The sequence below is a fragment of the Zobellia roscoffensis genome (assembly GCF_015330165.1).
Taxonomy (GTDB): domain Bacteria; phylum Bacteroidota; class Bacteroidia; order Flavobacteriales; family Flavobacteriaceae; genus Zobellia; species Zobellia roscoffensis.
In genome coordinates this window covers 2,367,984-2,394,876 of sequence record NZ_JADDXT010000002.1, presented here as the reverse complement: position 1 = coordinate 2,394,876, position 26,893 = coordinate 2,367,984, and the positions used below count along the sequence as shown (strand labels likewise).

11 protein-coding genes, 2 tRNA genes and 4 rRNA genes are annotated in these 26,893 nt (G+C 39.4%); 8 read left to right on the top strand and 9 right to left on the bottom strand.

The genetic code is table 11. The features are described from left to right. Positions 1-17: 17 nt before the first annotated feature. Together IWC72_RS10015 and IWC72_RS10010 are read right to left on the bottom strand one after the other, a co-directional pair. Positions 18-863 carry a sugar phosphate isomerase/epimerase family protein gene (locus IWC72_RS10015; protein WP_194526062.1) on the bottom strand — a complete coding sequence of 282 codons (846 nt, stop codon included), beginning with the start codon at positions 861-863 and terminating at the stop codon, positions 18-20. 207 nt (positions 864-1,070) lie between these two features. Further along, complete coding sequence (locus IWC72_RS10010; RefSeq protein ID WP_194529684.1) at positions 1,071-1,952, bottom strand: AraC family transcriptional regulator; 882 nt, start codon at positions 1,950-1,952, stop codon at positions 1,071-1,073. 303 nt (positions 1,953-2,255) lie between these two features. Here IWC72_RS10010 and IWC72_RS10005 point away from each other — a divergent pair, with 303 nt between their 5' ends. From IWC72_RS10005 to IWC72_RS09995, 3 genes are all read left to right on the top strand, one after another. Continuing rightward, positions 2,256-5,456 (top strand): PVC-type heme-binding CxxCH protein, encoded by a 3,201-nt coding sequence (locus tag IWC72_RS10005; RefSeq protein WP_194529683.1) that lies wholly within the window; start codon positions 2,256-2,258, stop codon positions 5,454-5,456. Positions 5,457-5,963: 507 nt separating this feature from the next. Further along, positions 5,964-9,134: a SusC/RagA family TonB-linked outer membrane protein gene (locus tag IWC72_RS10000; RefSeq protein ID WP_194529682.1), complete on the top strand. Its 3,171-nt coding sequence runs from the start codon at positions 5,964-5,966 to the stop codon at positions 9,132-9,134. Positions 9,135-9,154: 20 nt separating this feature from the next. After that, on the top strand, positions 9,155-10,663 hold the full coding sequence (locus IWC72_RS09995) for a RagB/SusD family nutrient uptake outer membrane protein (RefSeq protein ID WP_194526058.1): 1,509 nt from the start codon (positions 9,155-9,157) through the stop codon (positions 10,661-10,663). Positions 10,664-11,051: 388 nt separating this feature from the next. On the opposite strand, the gene rrf (IWC72_RS09990) is transcribed toward IWC72_RS09995, so the two are convergent. The 7 genes from rrf (IWC72_RS09990) to IWC72_RS09960 all read right to left on the bottom strand — a co-directional run bounded on the left by rrf (IWC72_RS09990) (position 11,052) and on the right by IWC72_RS09960 (position 19,424). Further along, positions 11,052-11,161 (bottom strand): 5S ribosomal RNA (gene rrf / locus IWC72_RS09990). A 118-nt stretch (positions 11,162-11,279) separates the two neighbouring features. Further along, positions 11,280-11,389, bottom strand: a 5S ribosomal RNA gene (rrf, locus tag IWC72_RS09985). 142 nt (positions 11,390-11,531) lie between these two features. After that, a 23S ribosomal RNA gene (locus IWC72_RS09980) occupies positions 11,532-14,366 on the bottom strand. A 208-nt stretch (positions 14,367-14,574) separates the two neighbouring features. Continuing rightward, positions 14,575-14,648: transfer RNA gene (locus IWC72_RS09975), tRNA-Ala, on the bottom strand. A 156-nt stretch (positions 14,649-14,804) separates the two neighbouring features. Beyond that, positions 14,805-14,878: transfer RNA gene (locus IWC72_RS09970), tRNA-Ile, on the bottom strand. A 143-nt stretch (positions 14,879-15,021) separates the two neighbouring features. Then, positions 15,022-16,549, bottom strand: a 16S ribosomal RNA gene (locus IWC72_RS09965). Together the 16S, 23S and 5S rRNA genes with 2 tRNA genes alongside form the textbook arrangement of a ribosomal RNA operon. 874 nt (positions 16,550-17,423) lie before the next feature. After that, positions 17,424-19,424: a putative porin gene (locus IWC72_RS09960; protein WP_194529681.1), complete on the bottom strand. Its 2,001-nt coding sequence runs from the start codon at positions 19,422-19,424 to the stop codon at positions 17,424-17,426. Positions 19,425-19,651: 227 nt separating this feature from the next. On the opposite strand from IWC72_RS09960, the gene IWC72_RS09955 reads away from it, so the two are divergent. From IWC72_RS09955 to IWC72_RS09935, 5 genes are all read left to right on the top strand, one after another. Continuing rightward, on the top strand, positions 19,652-20,251 hold the full coding sequence (locus IWC72_RS09955; protein ID WP_194526056.1) for a ribonuclease HII: 600 nt from the start codon (positions 19,652-19,654) through the stop codon (positions 20,249-20,251). Positions 20,252-20,482: 231 nt separating this feature from the next. Next, entirely contained in the window at positions 20,483-21,826 is a 1,344-nt protein-coding gene (locus IWC72_RS09950) for an OmpA family protein (RefSeq protein ID WP_194529680.1), read from the top strand. Between the two features lie 20 nt (positions 21,827-21,846). Then, positions 21,847-22,545: a TapB family protein gene (locus tag IWC72_RS09945; RefSeq protein ID WP_194529679.1), complete on the top strand. Its 699-nt coding sequence runs from the start codon at positions 21,847-21,849 to the stop codon at positions 22,543-22,545. Positions 22,546-22,614: 69 nt separating this feature from the next. Then, a complete protein-coding gene (locus IWC72_RS09940; RefSeq protein ID WP_194529678.1) occupies positions 22,615-23,955 on the top strand; it encodes a S8 family serine peptidase in 1,341 nt (446 codons plus the stop codon). A gap of 174 nt (positions 23,956-24,129) precedes the next feature. Continuing rightward, positions 24,130-26,892, top strand: a complete 2,763-nt coding sequence (locus IWC72_RS09935; protein ID WP_194529677.1) for a CHAT domain-containing protein — start codon at positions 24,130-24,132, stop codon at positions 26,890-26,892. Position 26,893: the final 1 nt, after the last annotated feature.

Below are 26,893 nucleotides of genomic sequence, written 5' to 3'. Positions count from 1 at the left end.
TCAAGTTTTAAAGGTGCTTATTTGGTCATTCCCAATCCTTCGGATATGAGTTTAAATCCTTCTGTATATACTTCTTCTACGGGAGAGTAATTTCGCCATACATTAATAGCGTTGGCAAATTCAGGTATGGTTGTGCTAAATGCCTCTATAGTCACCCAACCTTTGTATTCAATTTCTTTTAAGGCTGTAAAAACATCTGGCCAGTTTATCTGGCCTCTACCAGGTGTTCCCCTATCGTTCTCACTAATATGCACATGCTTTAAATACGGAGCTATGGTTTTTATAGCTCCAGATTGGCTTTTCTCTTCAATATTGGCATGATGAGTATCAAACATGGCACCCAAATTTGGATGATTTACTTCTTTTACCATATCACCTAAATCTGCCATTGTATTATATAGGTAACACTCAAATCTATTAACGGCTTCAGGGGTAAGCACAATATTGGCACCTTTGGCATACTCAGCTGCTTTTAGCAACATCTCATTGCTCCATTTTTTTTCCTCTAAAGTAGGTGGCTGTCTTGTAAACAAGGCGAAAGTAGAATGAAACGGACCACATAAAACCTCTGCATTAGCTGCCGCACCCATATCAATAGACCACTTTAAACGCTCTAACCCTGCTTCTCTAACCTTTTTATCAGGACTAGCTATATTCTGTTCTGCAGATAAAGACGCTACCCCAGTAATACCCATATCCATACCCGAAAAATGATTTCCTAATTGCGAATAGTATTTTTCACTACCCTCTCCAAAAAAAAGTTCAACGCCGTCGTATCCGGTTTCTTTTAGTGTATCTACAATACCAAAGTGCTGCTCCGTGACATGGTTTGTCCACAGCAACATATTCATTCCTATTTTCATTCTATAATGGTTAATTTAAAATCTAGTATATATGTTGTAAAAGCTAAATTTTACTGCGCCTTTCTTCCGTATTTGACTATTATGCGCTATAAATTCTAAGCAATTAACAAATCTAGCACTTAATGAAACTTCAAAATTCCTTTATTTTCTTAAAGGTTGATACTTTTTTTCCCTATTCCAAGGTAAATTCCACTCACTTTTATAAGACTAGACTGGAGTTTGAATATTTAAAAATAACTTTCTGTACTCAAGCGGACTCATATCTGTAATAGACTTAAATTGTCTATTAAAATTGGATAAGGCGTTATAACCACACTCATAACTAATTTGAGAAATATTAAAATTATCTTCCAACAATAATTTTCTTGCATGCCCTATTCGTATTTCATTCACAAAACGTGTAAAAGTCTTATTGGCCCTAGGCTTAAAGTATCTACAGAAAGAAGTAGTAGTCATATTTAACAAGCTCGATGCTTCATCTAGAGATATATTGGTCTTAAAATTTGTCATTACATAATCATATACTTTACGCATTTTTTCTGCATCGCCTCCTTTAAACGCATTCATATAGTTAGGGCTAGCTAATATTGAATATTCCGTACTATTTGCTAACGTATCTAAAATTTCCAAAAGTTTTAAAATCCGCTTAAACCCCTTTTGTTTATCAAGGTCCAAAAGAAACCTTATTATAATTTCTCTTGTTTCCCCATGAAATTCTATTCCGCGTAATGAGTGCGCAACAAGTTTATTAATTTTATAAAACTCTTCCATCTCAAGAAGAGGCTCACTTAAAAGCACATGATCAAAGTAAATCACCAACCCTCTAGTAGACAACCCACTATCTTTCTTAAAATAGGCATTATCATTTCTCCATAAGTGCGGTAAATTAGGTCCTGTCATAACCAAATCTCCCTTCTTAAAATTCTGAACATGGTCTCCAATAAACCGGGTACCTTCACCCTCCATAATGTATGAAATCTGAAACTCAGGATGAAAGTGCCAATTGGGGTTAAAAAAAGGACCAATTAGGTCTTTATATATAAAAGTTTCCTTTGGAGTTAACGTTTTTTCAATACTTGGAACACTCATAAATTTTCTTTATAAATCCGTTTAATCATCAATATAAGATAAAAAAGTACCAACTTTTAGTAAGATACAGGATAATTTAATTCAAAATGTATCATAGTTTTGTCTACACTCGCACTAACATTCTAATTTTATTTACACTTTTTTAAAAATAGCTCAGCTAATGTGGATACAAATTCCGATATTAACAAGTGTAAAAAGTACAATAATAACTTAAACTTATTAATTTCACGCCAATCAATCAAAATAATAGCTTAAACCAAATCAGCATTAACTCAATTCTCAAAACAATTTATTCAGCATATTATGAAAATTATTAAAAAAACCAGCATCGGAAGGCTCTTCACTACCTGCGCTGTTGCTATTTGCTTTTTAGCATGTAGCGAAAAACAAAGTAATACTCTTACTCTAGAAAAAAATTCCCGAATTGTTTTAGTTGGAAATAATTTAGGATCAAGGATGATGGAATTTGGGCATTTTGAAACAGAAATGCAATTAAGGTTCCCCAACGACTCTTTATATATTAGAAATATGTGTGATGGCGGAAACACTCCTGCCTTTAGACCACATGCGGCAAGAAAATCGCCATGGGCTTTTCCCGGTGCTGACAAGTTTGAACATGACCCAGGTAGTAAAATACATTTTGTTGAAGATGACGGCGGCCACCAATCCGGTAGTGTCGGCCACTTTCCAACTCCTGACGAATGGATTACAAGCTTAAAACCAGACATTATAGTTGCATTTTTTGGCTATATCGAATCCTTTGAAGGTCAAGAAGGGCTATCAAACTACAGAGAAGAATTACGTGCATTTATAAAACACACTTTAAGCACCAAATATAATGGTCAAGCACCTCCTCAACTGGCAATTGTTTCTCCAATTGCATTTGAAAATCTATCTGATAAGATGGATTTACCAGATGGCACTAAGGAAAATCAAAATTTAGCGCTTTATACAGAAGCAATGAGAGAAGTATCTGCCGAAGAGGGCGTACTTTTTGTTGATGCCTTTGATGCTACTAAAAACTGGTACGAAACTGAAAGTGAAGACCTGACCCAAGACGGATTTCAACTTACGGACTCAGGTTATAAAAAATTTGGCAAACTATTGGCCGATGACATTTTTGGAAAGAAACAGGCAGATGAGACCAACCGTCAACTAGTACATGATGCCGTTCAAGAAAAGAACTGGTTTTGGCTCAATGATTTTAAAATACCAAATAGCGTACATGTATACGGAAGAAGATATGATCCTTATGGACCAGAAAACTACCCGTTTGAAATAGCCAAAATTCGTGAAATGACTGCCATCCGAGATATTGCAATCTGGGAAGCAATTCATGGTGAAAAAATGGATTTAGCCGCTGCTGATGCTAAAACCAAGAAACTTCCCGAGGTAAAGACCAATTACAAGGCTAGTGAAAAAAATGGTAATCCAGAATATCTATATGGCAAAGAAGCACTGGCACAAATTAAAACAGCCCCTGGCTATAAAGTAGAACTTTTTGCTTCAGAAGAACAATTTCCTGACTTAGCAAACCCCGTACAAATGTCTTTTGACAATAAAGGAAGGCTGTGGGTTGCCGTAATGCCAAGTTACCCGCACTACAAAGCAGGTGACAGCAAACCAAATGATAAGCTTCTTATATTTGAAGATACGGATGGTGATAACAAAGCCGATAAGCAAACTGTTTTTGCAGATGGCCTTCACCTTACTATTGGTTTTGAATTTGCTCCAGAGGGTGTTTACATGTCTCAGGGAACCAACCTGATACTATTAAAGGATACAGATGGTGATGATAAAGCCGATAAAAAAGAAGTTATTTTAAGCGGATTTGATGACCATGATACCCACCATGCTATTAGTGCATTTACAACAGACCCGTCAGGCGCTATATTTATGGGGGAAGGAACTTTTCTTCATTCCAATGTAGAAACAGCTTATGGAAGTGTGAGAGGTTCTAACGGCGGATTTTATAGATACAGCCCCCAAAGACATCATCTGGAGCGCACCGCTCAATTAGCTATACCAAACCCATGGGGAATTGCTTTTGACGATTGGGGTCAACCTTTCTTTGAACATACTTCCGGACCTGCCGCTACTTGGATGATGCCGGGAACTATCGTTCCTCGTTACGGAGTAAGTTCTCCTATTCCCGAAAATCTTATTGAAAAAGAACATTTAGTAAGACCAACCTCTGGCTTAGAGTTCGTCTCTAGTAGCCATTTTCCCGATAATATTCAAGGTGATATGTTAATCAATAACACTATTGGCTTTAGAGGAACCAAACAGCACAAAATGGTAGATGACCCAGAAACTGCTGGTTACCTAAGTGAGCACAGAAAAGACCTGATTTTTTCTGATGATAAAAACTTTAGACCGGTTGATATGGAGTTTGCTCCAGATGGTTCTCTCTACTTTTTAGATTGGAGTAATGTATTAATTGGCCATATGCAGCATAATGCACGTGATCCATTAAGAGACCACGTACATGGTAGAATATATAGAGTTACCTATCCTTCAAGACCTTTGGTTAAACCTGCTAAAGTTGCGGACGCCACTATTGAAGAGCTATTGGATAACTTAAAACTACAAGAATACAGAACTCGCTATCGTACCAAGAGGGAACTTAGAGCCCGTGATGCTGAAGAGGTTCTATCAAAATTAGACACATGGGTCGCTAGTTTAGATAAAAACGACCCTCGTTATGAACATCATTTATTAGAAGGACTATGGGTTACTTGGGGATTAAACCAAATTGATAAGGACCTATTGACCCAACTATTGCAAGCTAAAGATTTTAGAGCACGTGCTGCTGCAGTAAACGTTCTTAAATATACCGGTCACCAAATAGATAATCAAGCTGATTTGTTGATGCAAGCCGCTAAAGATGACAACCCACGTGTGCGTTTAGAAGCATTGGTTTCAGCATCTAGACTCGGTAAAGACATTGGTATTCCAATCATTACAGAAGCTGGTAAAAAAGGTCTGGATAAATGGATGGAACGCCCATACGAAGCTGCTCTTGCACATTTAAACGGACATAGAGCTGGTGAAAAAGCAAAAGATGTTATCGAAACAGATTTAAAAGGAAAGGATTTAGAACTTTTAATGGCTGGACAAGAAATTTATGAGCGTGATGGGTATTGTGCTACTTGTCACCAATCTGATGGAGAAGGATTAAGTGCTGCCGGTTTCCCACCCCTAGCAGGATCAAAATGGGTAACGGGTAGTGAAGAAAGATTAATAAAGCTTACTACAAACGGAATCATGGGTCCTATTGAAGTAAAAGGCAAAAAATATCCCGGCCAAGTACCTATGACCCCATTTGGAAAATTATTGAATGAAGAGGAAACAGCCGCTGTATTAACTTATGTAAGAAACACATTCGGTAATAAAGCTTCCCCAATTTCTGTTGAAAAAGTTAAAGAAGTACGTGAGCAAATTAAAGACAAGGAAGGTTTCTATTCTCCGGAAGAACTTCTACAGGAACATCCAATGAAATAAATCACATTTAATTTTCTCTAAAAAAAAGCTCTTCCAATTAAATGGAAGAGCTTTTTTAGTTTTATTCAAATTCCTACTATTTTATCCTTTCTACCAAACACCTATTCTTGGGAAAATAATAGGTGTTTTATAAAATCACATCTATTCTAGATATAAAATAGAATACGTTTCTATTGCTTAACATCAAGAATTAAATTAGTTACCCTTCTTTGTTATCCTGCACTTCGCCTCTGTTATTTACAACGTTTTTTGATTAATATCCACAAGCACAAAATTCATCTGAAAACATAAAAAAATGAGTATTTAGTACTAAAATTTACAAAACCATAATTAGCTACTTATTAATATGTGCTATTCCTAAAAAGAATAGCCGTAAAATATCAATACCATACAAAATGACAAAAAAGTACCAATAATTGTATTTTTTCAGGTGTACAGGCATCAATCATACGATTACATTTGAAATAAAATCCCCCTAACTGATTCATCAACCTAAACAACTAGACTATGATCTCAACATCATCACCCTTTAAGATCAAACAACTTTGCTTCTTACTGGGTATTCAAATTGTATGTCTCCAGACTGCTTTTGGAGCAAGTTTATCTATCGATAATTTCGATAGATATTCAAATGAAAATGACATTGTTCGATATACTTTATCGAATGAACAGGACAACGTAATTACGGGTACAATTAATGACCAGGGCAATCAACCTTTACCCGGTGCAAGTATTATTGAAAAAGGTACAACAAACGGTGTCACCTCAGATTTTGATGGGAATTTTTCCATTGAAGTTAGTAGCGAAAATGCCGTGCTTGTCATATCCTACATAGGATATACCACTACAGAAATACCGGTCAATGGCCAAAGCAATATAACCGTTAGCCTGGAAGAGAGTGCAGCGGCCTTAGATGAAGTGGTTCTCATTGGTTATGGTACCCAGAAAAAAAGTGACCTTACAGGAGCGGTAGGCTCGGTAAAAGCTGAGGAACTTGCCGAAAGACCAGCGGCCTCAATGAACCAAGCTATAGCTGGTAAAGTTTCGGGGGTCAATATAACCTCTGGATCAGGTAGACCAGGAGGTAGAACAGTGGTAAGAATTAGAGGTAATACTTCGGTTAGTATTGCCAACACCCCTCTTTACGTAATTGACGGGGTTATTCTTAGTGCAGCCAATCTACCAAACGGAAGTACACCTATAGATTACATGAACCCTAATGATATTGAATCTATTGAGGTGCTTAAAGATGCTTCTGCAACAGCAATTTATGGAGCAAGAGGTGCTAATGGTGTTATTTTGGTAAGTACAAAAAGAGGAAACACCAGTGGAGGCGGTCGTCTTAATTACGATGTTGATTTTAGCATTGGAACACTTCCAAAAAAACTTGATCTTTTAAATTCCGAGGAATTTCTTCAAGTAGAAGAAACAGCATATGCAAACGCTGAAAAATTTGACCCGGACGGATGGGCCGGCGGCAGATACACAGACCCAAGGCTAAAAAGAACCGATCCAAGACTTTTTGATTCTGAGGGCAACCCTTTGTATGATACCGATTGGCAAGACGAAGCCATAAGAACATCTTTTACCCAAAACCATCAACTGTCTTTTACCGGAGGAACTCAAAAAGGTAACTATGGTCTTTTTATGGGCTTCCGTGATGAGCAAGGTCTGATCATAGAATCTTGGCTAAAGCGATATTCCGCTAGATTCACAATGGACTCAGACATTACAGATTGGCTTAGAGTGGGCGGTAGTTTAGGCTACAATGATCAAAACGAAAAACAAGTAGACCAACTTGGTGGAGGTGGTATTACCACAATGCGCCAAGTATTTGAAGCGCTGCCTATAATTCCCGTAACCTATGAAGATGGAAGTTGGGGTTCTAACTTAGACTACCCTGGAATGGAAGGTGGCGGAAGCCCTGTTGCAGTGGCTAACGATAGAAGGTACTTTCTAAAAACACAAACCCTTTTGGGTAATTTTTATAGCAACATCGCCCTTCATAAGAACTTACAACTACGAACTACTGTTGGTGCCAATGTAATCAATCAAAGAAACGATTATTATGGAGGTAAAGATTTACGATATATTGCTCAACCTGATGGTAATGCTTATGTTGAAAATGGGCGTTACAATTCCTGGCAATTTGAGAATTACCTAACATATACCAAAGATTTTGAGAATGAAAATTCATTGACCGCCATGGTAGGACTATCTTGGCAACATATAGATGAGTTTGAATCAAAAGCTGAGACAAGGGGGTTTGCAGATGATTTTTATGGCTTCAACAATCTTGCAGCTGGATCTAACCCACAAACACCAACTTCTAGTCGCATAGCCTACGGACTAAACTCTTATTTTGGTCGGGTAAATTATAACCACCAAAATAAATACTTGTTAACCTTAACAGGCCGAGCAGATGGTTCATCAAAATTTGGTCCTGAGAATCAATTTGCTTTCTTTCCTTCGGCGGCACTGGCTTGGAGAGTTTCTAATGAAGACTTTTTATCCCAAAGTGAAACCATCTCTAATTTAAAAATTAGAGCCAGTTATGGAGCAACGGGAAATTCTGAAATTCCAGCATATAGATATTTAGCCGGACTAGAAAGCGGAACAGTAATATTTGCCGGTGACCGTGCATCTTTTAATATTCCGGAACGTATGGCCAATCCTGATTTAAAATGGGAAAAAACGGAACAAGTAGATGCAGGAATCGAAATAGGTCTTTTAAATAACCGAATTGCTCTTGAGATAGATGCATACCGTAAGTTAACTACAGACATGCTTCTTGAAGCACCAGTTCCTTCCACTAGCGGTTTTACAAATGTATTCCAAAATGTAGGCAGTATGGAAAACAAGGGTATTGAAATCACCTTAAACACTACCAATGTTAATAATGAGATTTTTGGTTGGGATACTAATTTTAATATTTCAATCAACAAAAATAAGGTCGTAGCATTATCCGGAGGTTCGGATATTTTCTTAGGCTCAACTCTTATTCGTGAAGGAGAACCTGTTGGAACGTTCTTCGGATATATTGATGAAGGTACATGGAATACTGATGAAGCTGCGGAAGCGGCAATCTATGACAGACTCCCCGGTGATATAAAATATAGAGACTTAAATGATGACGGAGCTATCAATAGCGATGACAGAGCAATCCTAGGAAAAGGGATAGCTGATGGGTTTGGAACTTTTTCTAACACTTTTAGATATGGCAACCTAGAACTACTTGTTGACCTTCAATTCCAATACGGAAACAGTGTAATGTATCGTGATGAACATTCGGCAGAAGATCGCCAGACTATAGCAAATAGTTTTTCAACAGTACTAAATGCATGGACACCGGACAATCAGGATACGGATATTGCACAAATAAGACCTATTGCTGCAGGTTACGATACTAATAATGACTCTGGTAAATTAAAAGATGCCTCTTTTCTAAGAGGACGTAACTTAATGCTTTCATACGTTTTTAAGCCAGAACTAGTAGAGCGTTTACACCTGAACCGGTTAAGAATTTACACTTCTGTACAGAACTTTTTTGTCTCAACCAAGTACCCTGGATACGACCCGGAAAGTTCTAATGGTAGTCAAGCCTTTGATCAAGGTTACTCACTATATGATTACCCAAGACCACGCACATTTATGATTGGCCTTAACGTTGGACTGTAATAATCTAAAAAGATAAAAAAATGAAAACCTATAAAAATTTTATACGAACTGTTGTGGTCTTATCCGCTATATCACTTACATCTGCATGTAGTGACTTTTTAGACGAAGAAGACGAATCCAACTTTACTACTGATACTTATTTCACCAAAGCAGAACACGCCGAAAGTGCTGTAAATGGTATTTATGAACCGCTGGTTCCTATTACTAATAGTGGTTTTGGCGGCGGAACTTGGTTAATGCTAGAATTCGCTACCGGCTTAGCCAATACCTCACTTGGCCAAGCCACCAATATCTATCTGGTTAAAGATTTAATCAATAATTCAGATAATGGATATGGAAATAGTTTCTGGACAGAATATTACACTGGTATATCTAGAGCGAATTTGGCCATTGAAAAAATTCCGGAAATCAATATGGATGAAACGGAAAAACAGAATTATTTGGCAGAGGCCAAATTCTTTAGAGCCTATTATTATTTTGGGTTGGTACGGATGTTTGGTAATATTCCAATAATAACCAATTCGGTAGATTTGGGCTCAGAACAACTTTATCCAGAGCAAGCTTCACCCGAGGCCGTTTACGACTTGATCATTAGTGATTTGACCGAAGCAGAAAGTTCAAGCTTACCATGGAGAGATGAGTCGGGTCGTGTATCATTAGGGGCCATAAAAACTTTATTGGCAGATGTATATTTGACCATGGCTGGTTATCCCCTTCAGAAAACAGAAAATTACCAGCTTGCAGCAAACAAAGCCAAAGAAGTGATTGATTCTGCTCAATATACCATATTTGACTCTTACGATGACCTGCATGACCCAGCAACCAAAAACACTGGTGAATACATTTTTATGACTCAGTTCGCGGCCAATATCCAATCAGCTAACTGGCAACCGGCCATCTTACCTTACAACCTAGGTATATCAGCCTACTCCGCACAGACCGGGGGTATTTTCTCAACAAATGAGTTTGCCAATTCCTATGAAACAGATGATAAGCGAGCTCAAGAAAAACAATTCTATTTTACGAGTTATTCGTTAGAAGCTGATAGAAATGATAGTATCAATCTAGGCGCTCCTTATATATTCAAGCACTTTGATATACAAGCGAACGAAGAAAGTGCACAATCAGATTTAAACTGGTGTATTTATAGATATTCGGATGTTTTATTGATGTACGCAGAGGCCACAAATGAAGCTGAAGGAACACCATCAACCGAAGCTTACAATGCCATTAATCAAATTAGGCAGCGTGCTGAAATCCCAGATTTAACAGGTCTATCTCAAGATGAATTTAGAGAAGCGGTCCGCATAGAAAGGATACATGAACTAAGTTTTGAAAATAAAACTTGGTATGACATGGCCCGATGGAGAAAAGCGTACAATCCAGAAACAAATCAACTCGAAGATTTCGTCGGTCACAATTTCTCTTATTTACCTAATAAAGCATTGACGGAACGAGAACTTTTGTTTCCTATTCCTACGTCAGAAATGCAAAACAACCCTAATCTAGTCCAAAATTCGGGTTACTAATTTAAACGATACATTAAGATTATCTTTTTTTGATAGTTAGTTGATAGTGAAGATAGCCCTTGGTTTTACCAAGGGTTATTTTTTTATACCAATTAGAGCTATTTCCTATGAGTTAAGTCAACAAACACATCCTGAACTATACTGTGTACAATTAAACTCTTTAATCAATTTGGCACAAAACAGATTCTAATGAACGGCCCTAACATTAAAAGTACAACCTATATTACACTACCCTTTTAGAACCTATTAAATAAGGTAAAGAAAAATGTAAGGTCATTCTAAACATCTAGTGCGATGTATTTAATTAAAGGCTTTGGCTCGTCATCCTCATTTCGTTATAGTCCAAAAAAAAAGGTCCCGATCAGAATGAACTGATCGGGACCTCGAAGTAAGGCGGCTTCCTACTCTCCCACCTATTGGCAGTACCATCGGCGCTGACGGGCTTAACTTCCCTGTTCGGAATGGAAAGGGGTGGGCCCCGCCGCCATGGCCACCTAAATTTTGAATATTATAATGACATAAAAATAATGGGACAGTTTAAGAAGAATAAAAAAAACAGCGTTTCCTTNTCCAAAAAAAAAGGTCCCGATCAGAATGAACTGATCGGGACCTCGAAGTAAGGCGGCTTCCTACTCTCCCACCTATTGGCAGTACCATCGGCGCTGACGGGCTTAACTTCCCTGTTCGGAATGGAAAGGGGTGGGCCCCGCCGCCATGGCCACCTAAATTTTGAATATTATAATGACATAAAAATAATGGGACAGTTTAAGAAGAATAAAAAAAACAGCGTTTCCTTTAAGTAAAAAGGACGGATATTATAGAGAAAAGGTTGTCGCCCTTCCTTACCGAGGCAAGAAAGGGACTTATATTGCGCAAGCCGTACGGACAATTAGTACTACTCGGCTACGGACATTACTGCCCTTGCACCTATAGCCTATCGACGTGGTCATCTCCCACGGTCCTTTAAAGAAATCTCATCTTGCGGTTGGTTTCGCGCTTATATGCTTTCAGCGCTTATCCAATCCCGACATAGCTACCCGGCAATGCCCCTGGCGGGACAACCGGTGCACCAGCGGTCGGTCCGGCCCGGTCCTCTCGTACTAGGGCCAGGTCCGCTCGAATTTCTAACGCCCGCAGTAGATAGAGACCGAACTGTCTCACGACGTTCTGAACCCAGCTCGCGTGCCACTTTAATGGGCGAACAGCCCAACCCTTGGGACCTTCTCCAGCCCCAGGATGTGACGAGCCGACATCGAGGTGCCAAACCCCCCCGTCGATATGAGCTCTTGGGGGAGATCAGCCTGTTATCCCCGGCGTACCTTTTATCCTTTGAGCGATGGCCCTTCCATGCGGAACCACCGGATCACTATGCTCTTGTTTCCAACCTGTTCGACCTGTATGTCTCACAGTCAAGCGCCCTTGTGCCATTGCACTCTACGTACGATTGCCGACCGTACTGAGGGCACCTTTAGAAGCCTCCGTTACTCTTTTGGAGGCGACCACCCCAGTCAAACTACCCACCACGCACTGTTCCCTCTTGGAGGGTTAGGCCCCGGACAAGCAAAGGCTGGTATTTCAACGGTGACTCCAACACACCTGGCGGTGCGCCTTCAAAGTCTCCCAGCTATCCTACACATTGCTTGACCAAGGTCAATACGAAGCTATAGTAAAGGTGCACGGGGTCTTTTCGTCCCACTGCGGGTAACCGGCATCTTCACCGATACTACAATTTCACCGAGCTCATGGCCGAGACAGTGTCCAGATCGTTGCACCATTCGTGCAGGTCGGAACTTACCCGACAAGGAATTTCGCTACCTTAGGACCGTTATAGTTACGGCCGCCGTTTACTGGGGCTTCAGTTCAATGCTTCCTCCCGAAGGATTCACATCTCCCCTTAACCTTCCAGCACCGGGCAGGTGTCAGGCCCTATACTTCATCTCTCGATTTTGCAGAGCCCTGTGTTTTTGATAAACAGTCGCCTGGACCTCTTCACTGCGGCCCCGACTTGACGTCGGGGCGACCCTTCTCCCGAAGTTACGGGTCTATTTTGCCTAGTTCCTTAGCCATGAATCTCTCGAGCGCCTTAGAATACTCATCCCAACCACCTGTGTCGGTTTACGGTACGGGCCGCACATCTCGCTTTTCTTGGAAGTCGATACGCTGGATTATCACCTTGGCCGTAGCCTCGGTGTACTATCGGGGTATTACTACTCCCTTCAACGTGCAATTCCGTCTGCACGCACCAACTTCTCGCCTCCGTCGCTTTTAATGATGTGCGGGTAGCAGAATATTAACTGCTTGTCCATCCACTTCCCCCTTCGGGTCTGCGTTAGGTCCCGACTGACCCCCAGCTGATTAGCATAGCTGGGGAAACCTTGGTCTTTCGGCGTGCGGGTTTCTCGCCCGCATTATCGTTACTTATGCCTACATTTTCGTTTGTAGCTCCTCCAGCATCCCTCGCAGGTACACCTTCAACGGTACTACAATGCTCCCCTACCCCTTGTATAAATACAAAGCCATAGCTTCGGTAATATGCTTATGCCCGATCATTATCCATGCGGAACCGCTCGACCAGTGAGCTGTTACGCACTCTTTAAATGAATGGCTGCTTCCAAGCCAACATCCTGGCTGTCAATGCAGTTCCACCGCGTTTTTTCAACTTAGCATATATTTTGGGACCTTAGCTGATGGTCTGGGTTCTTTCCCTCTCGGACATGGACCTTAGCACCCATGCCCTCACTGCGCAGAAACGTTTTATAGCATTCGGAGTTTGTCAGGAATTGGTAGGCGGTGAAGCCCCCGCATCCAATCAGTAGCTCTACCTCTATAAAACTATCTACACGCTGCACCTAAATGCATTTCGGGGAGTACGAGCTATTTCCGAGCTTGATTGGCCTTTCACCCCTACCCACAGGTCATCCCAAGACTTTTCAACGTCAACGGGTTCGGTCCTCCACTATGTGTTACCACAGCTTCAACCTGCCCATGGGTAGATCGCACGGTTTCGCGTCTACTACTACTAACTATGGCGCCCTGTTCAGACTCGCTTTCGCTACGGCTCCGGACCTGAAGTCCTTAACCTTGCTAGTAAAAGTAACTCGTAGGCTCATTATGCAAAAGGCACGCCGTCACCCCGAAGGGCTCCGACCGCTTGTAAGCGTATGGTTTCAGGATCTTTTTCACTCCGTTGTTCACGGTTCTTTTCACCTTTCCCTCACGGTACTGGTTCACTATCGGTCTCTCAGGAGTATTTAGTCTTGGCGGATGGTCCCGCCGGTTTCACACAGGGTTTCACGTGCCCCGCGCTACTCAGGATACCACTATCTTACAGGTCTTTACCTATACCGGGCTATCACCGTCTATGGCCAAGCTTTCCAACTTGTTCTAGTTCATTACTGTTCGAATATCGTGGTCCTACAACCCCGCACATGCCGGAACATGTACGGTTTGGACTAATCCAGTTTCGCTCGCCGCTACTCCCGGAATCACTTTTGTTTTCTCCTCCTCCGGCTACTTAGATGTTTCAGTTCACCGGGTTTGCCTCCTTGCGGATACTATACCTTCAGTATAGTGGGTTGCCCCATTCGGATATCTGCGGATCATATCGTATGTGCCGATCCCCGCAGCTTTTCGCAGCTTATCGCGTCCTTCATCGCCTCTGAGAGCCTAGGCATTCCCCATACGCCCTTATCTAGCTTGTCGCCAGACCTTTTATTTTATTCGTATTTCGTACTCTTTACTTAAAAAATTCGTGTTTTTCTTTTTCTTCAGTACATATACCCCTAAAGATATATGTCCTGTCCCAATATGTCAATGAACGTTGTCGTGAGCCACGACAGGCAATTAAATACCCATCTTTCCCATCTACGATACTTCGAGAATAAAATTAATTATCTCTAGGCATCGCCTAGTGGAGAATATCGGAGTCGAACCGATGACCTCCTGCGTGCAAGGCAGGCGCTCTAGCCAGCTGAGCTAATCCCCCATATACTAGTAGTTAGTATATAGTAGTCAGTAGTCAGTACTTCCAACTACTACTCAACTTCTAGAATTTCCTATTCAATACTATTCTCAATGAACGTTCCAAAGCGATCAAATCAATCAAGTATCACTACTTTACAATTTAACCAACCTTAGGTTGTAGTCCCAGGCAGACTCGAACTGCCGACCTCTACATTATCAGTGTAGCGCTCTAACCAGCTGAGCTATGGGACTGTCCCTACCACTCTTAGTACTCCGTACCAAAAGAAGTATTTATATTATTAATGTGGAGACTTGCTTCTATGAACCTACAGATTCGATTTGTATTTAGAACGAGGTGTCGGAGCCTTTTCAAATTTAGGCAATTAACGCTCTAGAAAGGAGGTGTTCCAGCCGCACCTTCCGGTACGGCTACCTTGTTACGACTTAGCCCTAGTTACCGATCTTGCCCTAGGCCGCTCCTTACGGTGACGGACTTCAGGCACTCCCGGCTTCCATGGCTTGACGGGCGGTGTGTACAAGGCCCGGGAACGTATTCACCGGATCATGGCTGATATCCGATTACTAGCGATTCCAGCTTCACGGGGTCGAGTTGCAGACCCCGATCCGAACTGTGACCGGTTTTGTGGATCCGCTCTGCGTTACCGCATGGCTTCCCGCTGTACCGGCCATTGTAGCACGTGTGTGGCCCAGGACGTAAGGGCCGTGATGATTTGACGTCGTCCCCACCTTCCTCACGGTTTGCACCGGCAGTCCCGTTAGAGTCCCCGACATGACTCGCTGGCAACTAACGGTAGGGGTTGCGCTCGTTATAGGACTTAACCTGACACCTCACGGCACGAGCTGACGACAACCATGCAGCACCTTGCAAATTGCCCGAAGGAAAAGGTATCTCTACCCCTGTCAATATGCATTTAAGCCCTGGTAAGGTTCCTCGCGTATCATCGAATTAAACCACATGCTCCACCGCTTGTGCGGGCCCCCGTCAATTCCTTTGAGTTTCATTCTTGCGAACGTACTCCCCAGGTGGGATACTTATCACTTTCGCTTGGCCGCCCAGGACTCAAGGTCCCGGACAGCTAGTATCCATCGTTTACGGCGTGGACTACCAGGGTATCTAATCCTGTTCGCTCCCCACGCTTTCGTCCATCAGCGTCAGTATATAGTTAGTCACCTGCCTTCGCAATCGGTGTTCTATGTAATATCTATGCATTTCACCGCTACACTACATATTCCGGCAACTTCACTATAACTCAAGACTAACAGTATCAAAGGCAATTTTACAGTTGAGCTGCAAACTTTCACCACTGACTTATCAGCCCGCCTACGGACCCTTTAAACCCAATAATTCCGGATAACGCTCGGACCCTCCGTATTACCGCGGCTGCTGGCACGGAGTTAGCCGGTCCTTATTCTTACGGTACCGTCAGTGGGCTACACGTAGCCCTTTTTCTTCCCGTATAAAAGCAGTTTACTACCCATAGGGCATTCTTCCTGCACGCGGCATGGCTGGATCAGGCTCCCGCCCATTGTCCAATATTCCTCACTGCTGCCTCCCGTAGGAGTCTGGTCCGTGTCTCAGTACCAGTGTGGGGGATCCCCCTCTCAGGGCCCCTACCCATCGCGGTCTTGGTGAGCCGTTACCTCGCCAACTAACTAATGGGACGCATACTCATCCCCTACCGTAACCTTTAACCATAAATACGATGCCGTAATATGGTACCATGTGGTATTAATCCAAATTTCTCTGGGCTATCCCACAGTAGGGGGCAGATTGTATACGCGTTGCGCACCCGTGCGCCGGTCGTCATCAAAGAAGCAAGCTCCTCTATGTTACCCCTCGACTTGCATGTGTTAGGCCTGCCGCTAGCGTTCATCCTGAGCCAGGATCAAACTCTTCATCGTTGTTTCATTATATATTATAAGTCTATCAACTACCAAAAATTTCCCGGCCCCGACTCTCATCCTAAAATAAAAATCTTAAACTCTAATCTGTATGTTGTTTCGTAATTCTATCGGAACAAGAAAGTTTCCCTTCCTACCCCTTTTTACGCTGTCTCCACAATATGTCAAATGAACTTCTATATTCCCTCCCGGTCTCCCAGGATCGCCTCTCGAACATCTTACTGTCTGTCTAAGCGGCTGCAAATATACAACTGTTTTTCTAACCGGCAACTTTCTTTCGATAAAAAATCGAAATCTTTTTCCCGACAACAAAAACAATACTTTACAAGGAACGTTTACTATTTTTTTACCCTAACCTAACAAACATCTTCATGCCTGTTTTGCGGGCTGCAAATGTAACACCCTTTTTAAAAAATCGAAATCTTTTTCCCGACAACAAAAACAATACTTTACAAGGAACGTTTACTATTTTTTTACCCTAACCTAACAAACATCTTCATGCCTGTTTTGCGGGCTGCAAATGTAACACCCTTTTTTAATTACACAACCATTTTTTAAAATATTTTTTTTCCTTTTTCATCCCTTAAACGCATCTTACTGATTACTAGACTAAAAAGCATGTATCTTTTTTCAACTTCTGATATACATTTACTCCAAGCACAATGCTTCTCCCCTTAACTATTACTTAACCTTGTTTTCCACATTGTCTAATTTCATCCTGTTAACCAAAGTAAAAAGAACAAATTCACGCTTAGACACACTCCTAAGTGAAGGAAAAATAATTTAAATTGTAGTTAAACCAACTTTCTTAAAATAGGAGTTTTAATAAAATACTGGAATAGAATCCAAAATCATCATCATAAAAAATGAAATTTTAGGAGAAGAAGTTCCAAACTAAACCGAAACGAATTACAAAATCGCGATACGGATAGCTTGGAGCGGAATAATAATTCGGAGTTTTATCAAAAGCAGAATTAAAGTGTTCTGCCTTTAAGTAAATTCTAGTTTGTTGAATCTTTGCATTAATAAAGAAATCTAACATGGGGAAATTACCCAACTTCTCATTATTCTGAAGATAGAAATCACCTAAGAGAGAGTTGTAGGCATCCATATTATAAGATGTAAAATACTTTAACGTAACCCCTGTCTGTAAAAACATAGCTTTCTTAAACACATCCGAAGAAAAATACAAGGTGTTCCTAGTCACCACTTCCGGCACATTAAGTACTCGATTGGCCTGAGATACATTTTGGTACATTACCGTGTTATTCAATGCAAAAGAACCCACTTTAAACTCCTTGGCGTATTTTATCTTGGTATGATTGAGTACATTATTCTCTTGAAGTGGACTTATAGCTGCATTCTCCATACCTTCTTCTATAATTGTGGACGGGGTCTGACCGAAATAGGTATAATTATCTACGGTAGAATAACTCACCATAAGGTTACCCCACAACTTAGATTCTAAATCAAAACGTAATCCGTAAACTTGTTCTTTCTCAAATCTGCCTAGATTCATCCAATTGTAATTTGTATAATCACTTTGATATAGCAAGAAATTAAAATCTGGCATCTTTGAAGACCCAAATGCAGACGCGGTTATCTTATGTTTATCATTTAACATATAAGATGCTGAGGCATTCATTTGGTTGCCACCCAGCTCACCAGATAAATTATACTTTGCCATTGCCTTTAGTTGGAAACCTTTAATACGTTTTTCATACTCAGCGCCAACTGCAATTTCTTCACCCTTTAGTCTACTTGGTATTTCTACCCCCTGATTATTTATTAATATACTATTGAAAAAATAGTTGTAGTTGTATACTGAAATGTTACCCTGAAGTCTACCCAGCGTTGCATTATAAAACTCTGCATTAATCTGGTTATACATCGTTTTTAAACTTGCCTTATCTTCAATAGGGGAAACCAAATTATCTCCATAATATGCATTGGGCGTGGTTTGATTAAAAGCGTAGTACTTAGTTTCATAATTAAACTGATGACCTATTCCCAAGGAGGTTTTCTCTTGATGGCTTGAATCTTTTTCTTTTCTTATCAATTTATACAAGTGATCTAAGAAATAACGTTTACCCAATATTTTATTTGTTGCATCATTAAAACGTACATCTGCTTTTACCCTATCACTAAATTCAGAATCTCCGGAATCAAATTGCGCCTCTGCACTTATAAGCCCCCCGTTTTCTTGGTTCTCAATATCTTGTGCGGCTATATGTGCACGAAGGCTATATCTACCATTTTCTGTCACATAGTTAGTAGTAGTCCTAAAACTACCAGACTCCGCCTGGTTGAATTGGTATTTACCTAAAGACCTAAAACCTTTATAGGCTATTGAAAAATTGAGTCTTCTTGATGTATTGAACGCCAAGTTGGCATCTAACAACTGCCCCTGCTCAAACGTAGTCTTGAAAAATAGATCGGACATTGGGGTTGCTACATTATAGTATGCAATGTCTTCTTTCTCAAAATAGTTACTATGAAGCGCATTTGCCCCAAGAGATGGATACAGGTTGTTGGTATTAAAATCAACTCCTAATTTATTATAAGGCTTTCCAACATTGGCGAAAGGCATAAGTTCAAAATCGTCCTTTCTTAAATAGTTGTATTTGTATTCTTTTTGAATAGTTAGAGTGGTGTCTAAAAAAGTAGTGTCTCTAGCATAGGTAATAATCTTGTAATCCTTAATTGTAATTTCCTCAGGTTCCGGTTCTTTTTCCTTCTCTCTTGGCCCCAACCTTCTGGGCATTTGCCGCACAGATGAAGTATCTATATCTCTTTTAGGGGGAATAGAATCTTCTTGAGCGAAGAGCTGAATACATGAAAAGTGCATTAAAAAGATGAAGAGGAAATATTTCATTGAAGCTAATTACAGCGGTAAAGTTAATTTTTTTAGTTCGTAATTAAATGTGAAATTTTAATAATGCTATCCCAACGGTGCCTACACACCTATTTTTAATGGATATAATTATGCTATATAAAGTAATATCCCGGTCTTTACTTCTCCAAATATCTAATATCATTTTTGCGGTTCAAAACTATTTACCGATATTTCAAAAATAAGTTGATTTACAGGAAGAGCAAACCATGTTGAAGTTATATCACCAATTACCAGTAAATGAAGCAGGAACCGATGAAGCAGGAAGAGGTTGTTTAGCCGGTCCCGTAACCGCAGCGGCCGTAATTTTACCCAAAGGTTTCACAAATACTGTGCTCAATGATTCTAAACTTTTGACCCATACTAAACGTGATTTACTGAGACCTATTATTGAGTCTAGCGCAACCGCTTATGCCGTTGCTCACATATTTCCAGAAAAAATAGAGGAAATCAATATTTTAAATGCCTCTATACTAGCCATGCATAAGGCTATAGAGCAACTTAAAACTTCACCTAAATTTATTGTTGTAGACGGTAACCGATTTAAACCTTTTTCTGACATTCCCCATGAATGCATTATTAAGGGAGATGGCAAATACATGAATATTGCCGCTGCTTCTGTATTGGCAAAAACGTACCGAGATGCCTACATGGAAAAACTACATGAAGAATTCCCCATGTATAACTGGAAAAAGAACAAAGGCTATCCTACCAAAGAACACAGGGAGGCCATTAGAAAATACGGTATAACCAAATATCACCGCAAAAGTTTTAAACTACTCCCAAATCAGCTAGGACTGGACCTATAGTTCTATTTTCTTACATGTAAGAAAGCGTCTATTTTTCCCATTCATATAGGTTTTAGTACCATCCATACAATTTTCACATCCAACAAAAACATGTTTTTACTAAAAAAAGACCTTTTCATTTAGTTTTGGTGTTAACCTTTTAAGGAGTTATATATTAATGTACAGTAGAAATATCAAGCATAATTCCTTGATATGAATCACTATTAATGTATCACTAAACAAATTAATTAAATGAAAATGCCAGTACACTTTCTTAAGCTACTACTACCAGTAGTGTGCATTCTTTTTAGTCATCAGGCGACTGATGCTCAGATTTTACGAAAACTGGGGAAAGCTGCAGAAAGAGCGGCCGAAAGAACCGTTGAACGTAGAGTAGAAAAAGAAACTTCCGAAAAAACCGACCAAGCCTTAGATAGTATTTTTGAACCAGGGTCAGGAAAAAGCACAAAAAAGAATCCAGTCCCACGGGAAGACAACCCATCCAATGAAAACGATGCTCCACAAACGGGTGAAGAAAATACTTCTGAAAATCCTAAATCCTCTAATTCAGCAGGGACTCAAAATATAACAGTCTACAGTAAATTTGATTTTGTTCCGGGCGACACACCTATCTTTGTTGATGATTTTTCAAATGAATTTGTTGGGGATTTTCCGTCCCGATGGAATTCTAACGCAAGTGGTGAATTGGTAACCACTGAGGAACACCCCAACAAGTGGCTCAAACTTTTGCCCGGCCACAATACAGCCTATATTCCCGATGTCACTAATTTACCAGAAGAATTCACCTTAGAATTTGATGTGCTTGCTACTGGATTAGATAAAAAAACTTCATCTCAATCTTATATAGGTATCGTTATCAGTGACAACAATACTTTTAAAAAAGGAGCCAACTTTGGAAAAGTAGAATACTCTTTCTGCCAATTTATAGACCGGGGCGTAGTTGTAGAGAACAATATTGCTTCGAAAAGGGTTATTAGAAACGAGGTAAATGCAGATATCCGTAATGTAATCAATCAGAAACACCATGTATCCGTAGCCGTCAATAAAGAACGTTTTAGACTGTGGATAAATGAAGTTAAATTTATTGATGTACCCAGACTGCTTCCTTCTAACGTTCAAATGCAAGGCATAAAGTTTACTCTACGCGGTATTGACACGGAAAAGGAATCTATTCTAATTGGCAATATAAAAGTTGCCAAAGGAGGAGTTGATCTTAGAAGACAGTTGCTAGCAGATGGTAAAATATCTACAAACGGTATTTTGTTCGATAGTGGTTCGGCCAATATTCAACCACAATCTATGGGTATCATTCGCCAGATTTACCAAGTACTTCAACAGGATAGCTCCATAAATCTAAAAATTGTTGGTCACACAGATGCTGATGGAGACGACAATAAAAACATGAGCTTATCTCAAAGCAGAGCTGAAGCTGTCAAAAACGCCCTTATATCAGTATATAACGTATCTTCAGACAGATTAAAAACGGAAGGTAAAGGTGAAACTGAACCTGTTAGCGACAATTCATCGTCTGATGGCAAAGCTCAAAACCGACGCGTAGAATTTATCAAAATATAAAAGAATATAAAATGAACACTATGAAAACCCCTTTATTGATTACCCTATTATGCCTCCTTACCCTGAATACCACTTTTTCACAAGAAAGTTGTAGTAAATTCTATCCTTTGGAAGAAGGGAGCTCATTTGAATACACTAGTTACGACAAAAAAGGTAAAACTGATGGTAGCGTAAACTACACCATCACCGATGTTCGACAAGAAGGTTCGGCATCAGCAGCTACTTTTGACATGAAATTTAAAGATAAGAAAGGTAAAGATGTTTTTGAAAGCAGCTATTCCTTTAGTTGTGAAAACGGATTGGTTACAGTTGATTATAAATCGCTCTTTCCTTCACAAATGATGCAGCAATATTCTGAAATGGGTCTAGAGATGGATATTTCCGGCACCGATATTGAACTGCCCAATGACCTCAGCGTAGGCCAACAATTAAATGATGCAAATGTTACGATAGCCATGAGTATGTCTGGCATAAATATGAACATATCTGTTGATCAAACAAACAGAAAAGTAGAAAAAAAAGAAAGTATTACCACACCTGCCGGCACTTTTGATTGTTATCTGCTTACGGAAAATAGCATTACCAAAACTATGGGATCCACCATAGAGATGTCATCTAAATTATGGCTTGCCGAAGGCGTGGGAATGATAAAACAGGAATCGTATAAAAAGAATGGAAACCTCGTTAGCCGATCAGAACTTACCTCTTACAATAAATAAAACCGATCGTTAACCTTTACCTAGTTTAGAACATTAAGTAAAGAAGAATCAACCTTTAAACCTTTTATTATGAAAATGAAAATTACACTCTTATTACTAACCGGACTTATAATAACGTCTTGTACGAAATGGCACTATGGTCATGGTCCTGAAGATGATGATCCAAAAGATAAAATTACATATAACGACACCTATGTTAGTGAAGGTGGAGAAATAAATGGAGGCGCTAGAATTATACCTTCCCGCGACAAATTGATTGTACGATTAGACCCTAACCTTACCGAAAAAAAACTGAATTATTGGTTAGAACATCTAGAAATTCAAGATACTATTGGCTGTAGTTGTGGAGACACCACCATAAAACAATGGACTGTTGACACATCTAAAATAGATATTGAAGCTGCTAGACGTAGGCTACAAGACGATAGTTCTGGAGAAGCAGGTTTAGAAGGTGAAATAGGTTTTGATATTCAGTTAGACTCGATTCCTGATTTTAGGCCACTTGACGAACAAGTAGACCCCAAAGAGTTTACTAATCCTTCTGAAACTGCATCCGTTAACATTGCAGTATTAGATACAGGTATTGACCTTTCACGTGATTTGACACCTTTTAGCGGGCAATATTTGTTCAACTCTCTTGCCTATAGCAATTGTTACCCAGCTTCTAGTGGATGGAACTTTGTAAACAACAGTTCCAATATTACCGACGGACAGGGTCATGGTACTTATGTAACTAAGATTATCAGAGATATTCTAGACAACTCCGTACCTCAAATAGACTACCGTATACTTCCGCTCAAAGTTTTTGACGATAACGGTAGAGGATCATATTGGAATATAGTTTGTGCAATGGCATATATTAAAAATATAAATAAAAGCGTCGAAAATATTCATCTAATAAATACCAGTTTTGGCGGTAAGCAGACTCAAGAAATACTGCAGAAACAAACTATACTAAAAGGACTTATTAATGAATTAAGTGATAAATCATTAGTAATCTCATCTGCAGGAAATAAAGGCGAGAATACGGATGATCCCTTAGATGGTCATTTTTTATCCTCCTACGATTCTGAAAACATTTTAGCAGTAGGGGGGTATTTTAATGATACCATAGCCAAGAAAATAATTTTGCACCCTAAATCTAATTACGGAGTCAAAAGTATAGATGTAGCCCTAGAATTTGGTAACTATTCAGTTGTTCTAAATACACTGGACCCTAATTCAAAAGACCGTGCAGGCCTAGAAGGAACTTCGTATTCTACGGCGGCAATGACAGGTCTAGCTGGTGAACTTTTCATAAAAGCATCTAGGCCTGACGTAACGGCTCTAAAAGATGGCATTCTAAATCTAGCTACTTCTGAAAGTGGACTTAATAGCAGTATTCTAGATGCTAATGCCATAATTAGATAATAAAAAACATTTTTTTAACTTCTCATTATAAAAGATAATGCCCATGTATATAGAACATGGGCATTATCTTTTATATAAGGTTACAAAACCTTCCACTTCATAACATTCTGAAAACCAGCAAAACTTTATATATTTAAAGTACACTTATAAATTCTTAATTAAAGTTGCCCCCTGATGAAAAAGCTGAAACACTTAACTATCTTTTTTCTTCTCATGTCTTTTTTTGTAAATGGGCAACAGGACCAACTCTTAGGTATCATAAACGATACAACAGACATAGAAGTAAAACAAAAAAAAATCGACTCATTTTTCGGGATAAATAAAAACTCTATTTCTTCACGACTTTTGGCCGATTGTTATCATGATATAGGTTTTAAATGGTATTATAGAAATTGGCATAAGCAAGGAAACCAAATTGATATAAATAAAGCAATACGAAACACCCAACAAGCCTTAGAGATAAAAAAAACATTGGATAGTTTAGAAAAAGGGTCTTTAGAAAAAAGCATGTACAACTTAGGCTACTTTCTATATTTAGATGAGCGCTATTACGATGCTATTGCCGCCTATCAAGACTTGGTTAGAAACGGTCATGACTTAAAAAAGATTCAAAATGCAAATAGAGAACTGGGCGAACTACATGAATATGTGGGTGATTTTTATAAAGCTCTAGATCGATATGATAACTATATCGAAAATTATAAAAACCAAAATGACCTGCAACAAAGAGACATTCTTAATCTTTCTGAAATACATATTCTTAAAGCTGAAATATACTCGCTTTTGGGCAACAAGGAGTTTTCCGAAAACATTGAAAAAAATCTAAAAACTGCCGATTCAATTTTACTTAGTGAAGGTTACGACCGAGAAATGCACAATCTCAGGATTAATTCCATATGGGGAAATCAATTTGCCGAGAATAAGGAATATGAAAAAGCCGAACACTACTACAATCTAGTTTTAAGAGATTCTGTTTTACTAGATTCTATGAACCTGGCAAAGGCGTTCAATATGATTTCTATTCCACAGCTTAAACTGAACAACTATGATACATCAATCAAAAATCTACAAAAAGCAATTGGTTTTGACCCAAATTATTCTGACCCTTATGAAAACTTGGGTGACCTGTACTTAGCCAAAAAAGATTTTAAAAATGCAATGTACAACTACCAAAAGGCTATAGTTTGGTCAGTAGACAAGAAAAACAAAATCGACTCTGAAGAATTACCAGCTATTGAAGACTTAGAGCTCGCTACCGAAAAAACGTTTCTATTAGGTCATATAGTGGCAAAAGCAAATGCTTGGCTATCCTATTTTGAACATGATCAAAACAAAGAACATTTAATAAAAGCTCTACAGACATTTACTCTTGCCGACAAATTAGTAGATGTACTTCGCTCTGAAAGCACGGAATACCAATCTAAACTTTTTTGGAGGGAAAAAGGAGCATCACTTTATATGAAGGCTGTTGAAGCCTGCTATTTGTTAGACAAACCAAGAGAAGCTTACTATTTCATGGAGCGGAACAAAGCCCTCTTGCTACTTGAGAATATTTCTAATGAACAAGCTAAGGAAACAGTTAACATTCCCGATTCCATCGCACAACGAGATTTTGACCTTAAAAAGGCCATTTATCTTTCTGAAAGTGATTTACAACATAGTAATAGTACATCGCTAGAACAACTAAAAGATTTAAAAGAGCGGGTTTATACCAACAAACTTAACTACAACACTTTTACGGATTCAATAGCTACAATGTTCCCAGAATATGCAAGTATGAAAAAGAAAGTATCTATCCTCCCCTATCCAGAATTCAAGAAAAAATATACCTCTCAAGATGAAGTAGTATTACAATACATTCTCAATGATGAACAAGGCTATGCCCTTTTAACAACAGGTAATGATAATCAGTTTTTTAAATTAGAAAATGTAAAGGAGCTAAACCAAGACATCATTCAGCTATACGGACGACTTACCAATCTAACTATGGACCGCGCAGGGCTTGTCGCATACAATCAGCTTTCCAACAGTGTTTTCAGTCAATTGATTCCCGAGGACATATATACTAAAGTAAAAGGTAAAAAACTCACCATTATATCTGACCATATTCTACAACAAATACCGTTTGAGGCCTTTGTTGTAGGTAATAACCCTACTACCAGATACCTTATTGAAGATGTCGAGGTTAGATACGCCTATTCTATGTCTTATCTAGATGCTAAATCGCATATTTCAAGCTCTTCCCGAAAGGACCTTTATGCAATAGCTCCTATTCAATTTGCAAGTTTAGGCCTACCTGAGTTAGTTTTTAGCGGTTCCGAAATAGAGGAAGTTCAGAAAATATTTCCCGGAAATATAGCCTTGAAGGACGAGGCTACAAAATCGGCTTTTGTCAATAATTTCGAGGATTACCGAATCGTGCATTTATCTACCCATGCCGATGTTGGGCAAAGCGAAGACCCGTGGATTGCTTTTAACGACGATAAAATGTTCTTGAATGAAATTTACGCCACAAAAAACCAAGCTGAAATGGTCGTTTTGAGTGCGTGTAACACCTCAATTGGAGAGCTTAAAAAGGGAGAAGGTGCAATGAGTTTGGCCAGGGGCTTTTTCCATTCCGGGGCAAAAAGTGTTGTATCATCGCTTTGGTCTACTTATGACAAGAGTAGTAAAGAATTAATGACCGCTTTCTATAAATCACTTAAGGAGGGCAGTACAAAATCTGCTGCTATGCGAAATGCAAAATTAGACTACATAAAAAAGTACCGCGAAAGTGCTATAGCTCCCGCATATTGGAGTGCCTTAATAGTAATTGGAGACAACTCCCCTATTGACAATCAGTCTAACCTTCTATCTTTTTGGCCCTGGGTAGTTCTTGGTGTTTTACTTCTTGTTATTCTGTACTTTATCGTAATGCGAAAAAAGAAGAAACAATAAT

Coding starts and splice junctions, on each gene's coding strand:
- IWC72_RS10015 (WP_194526062.1), bottom strand. CDS start 863: ATGAAAATAGGAATGAATATGTTGCTGTGGACAAACCATGTCACGGAG.
- IWC72_RS10010 (WP_194529684.1), bottom strand. CDS start 1,952: ATGAGTGTTCCAAGTATTGAAAAAACGTTAACTCCAAAGGAAACTTTT.
- IWC72_RS10005 (WP_194529683.1), top strand. CDS start 2,256: ATGAAAATTATTAAAAAAACCAGCATCGGAAGGCTCTTCACTACCTGC.
- IWC72_RS10000 (WP_194529682.1), top strand. CDS start 5,964: ATGATCTCAACATCATCACCCTTTAAGATCAAACAACTTTGCTTCTTA.
- IWC72_RS09995 (WP_194526058.1), top strand. CDS start 9,155: ATGAAAACCTATAAAAATTTTATACGAACTGTTGTGGTCTTATCCGCT.
- IWC72_RS09960 (WP_194529681.1), bottom strand. CDS start 19,424: ATGAAATATTTCCTCTTCATCTTTTTAATGCACTTTTCATGTATTCAG.
- IWC72_RS09955 (WP_194526056.1), top strand. CDS start 19,652: ATGTTGAAGTTATATCACCAATTACCAGTAAATGAAGCAGGAACCGAT.
- IWC72_RS09950 (WP_194529680.1), top strand. CDS start 20,483: ATGAAAATGCCAGTACACTTTCTTAAGCTACTACTACCAGTAGTGTGC.
- IWC72_RS09945 (WP_194529679.1), top strand. CDS start 21,847: ATGAAAACCCCTTTATTGATTACCCTATTATGCCTCCTTACCCTGAAT.
- IWC72_RS09940 (WP_194529678.1), top strand. CDS start 22,615: ATGAAAATGAAAATTACACTCTTATTACTAACCGGACTTATAATAACG.
- IWC72_RS09935 (WP_194529677.1), top strand. CDS start 24,130: ATGAAAAAGCTGAAACACTTAACTATCTTTTTTCTTCTCATGTCTTTT.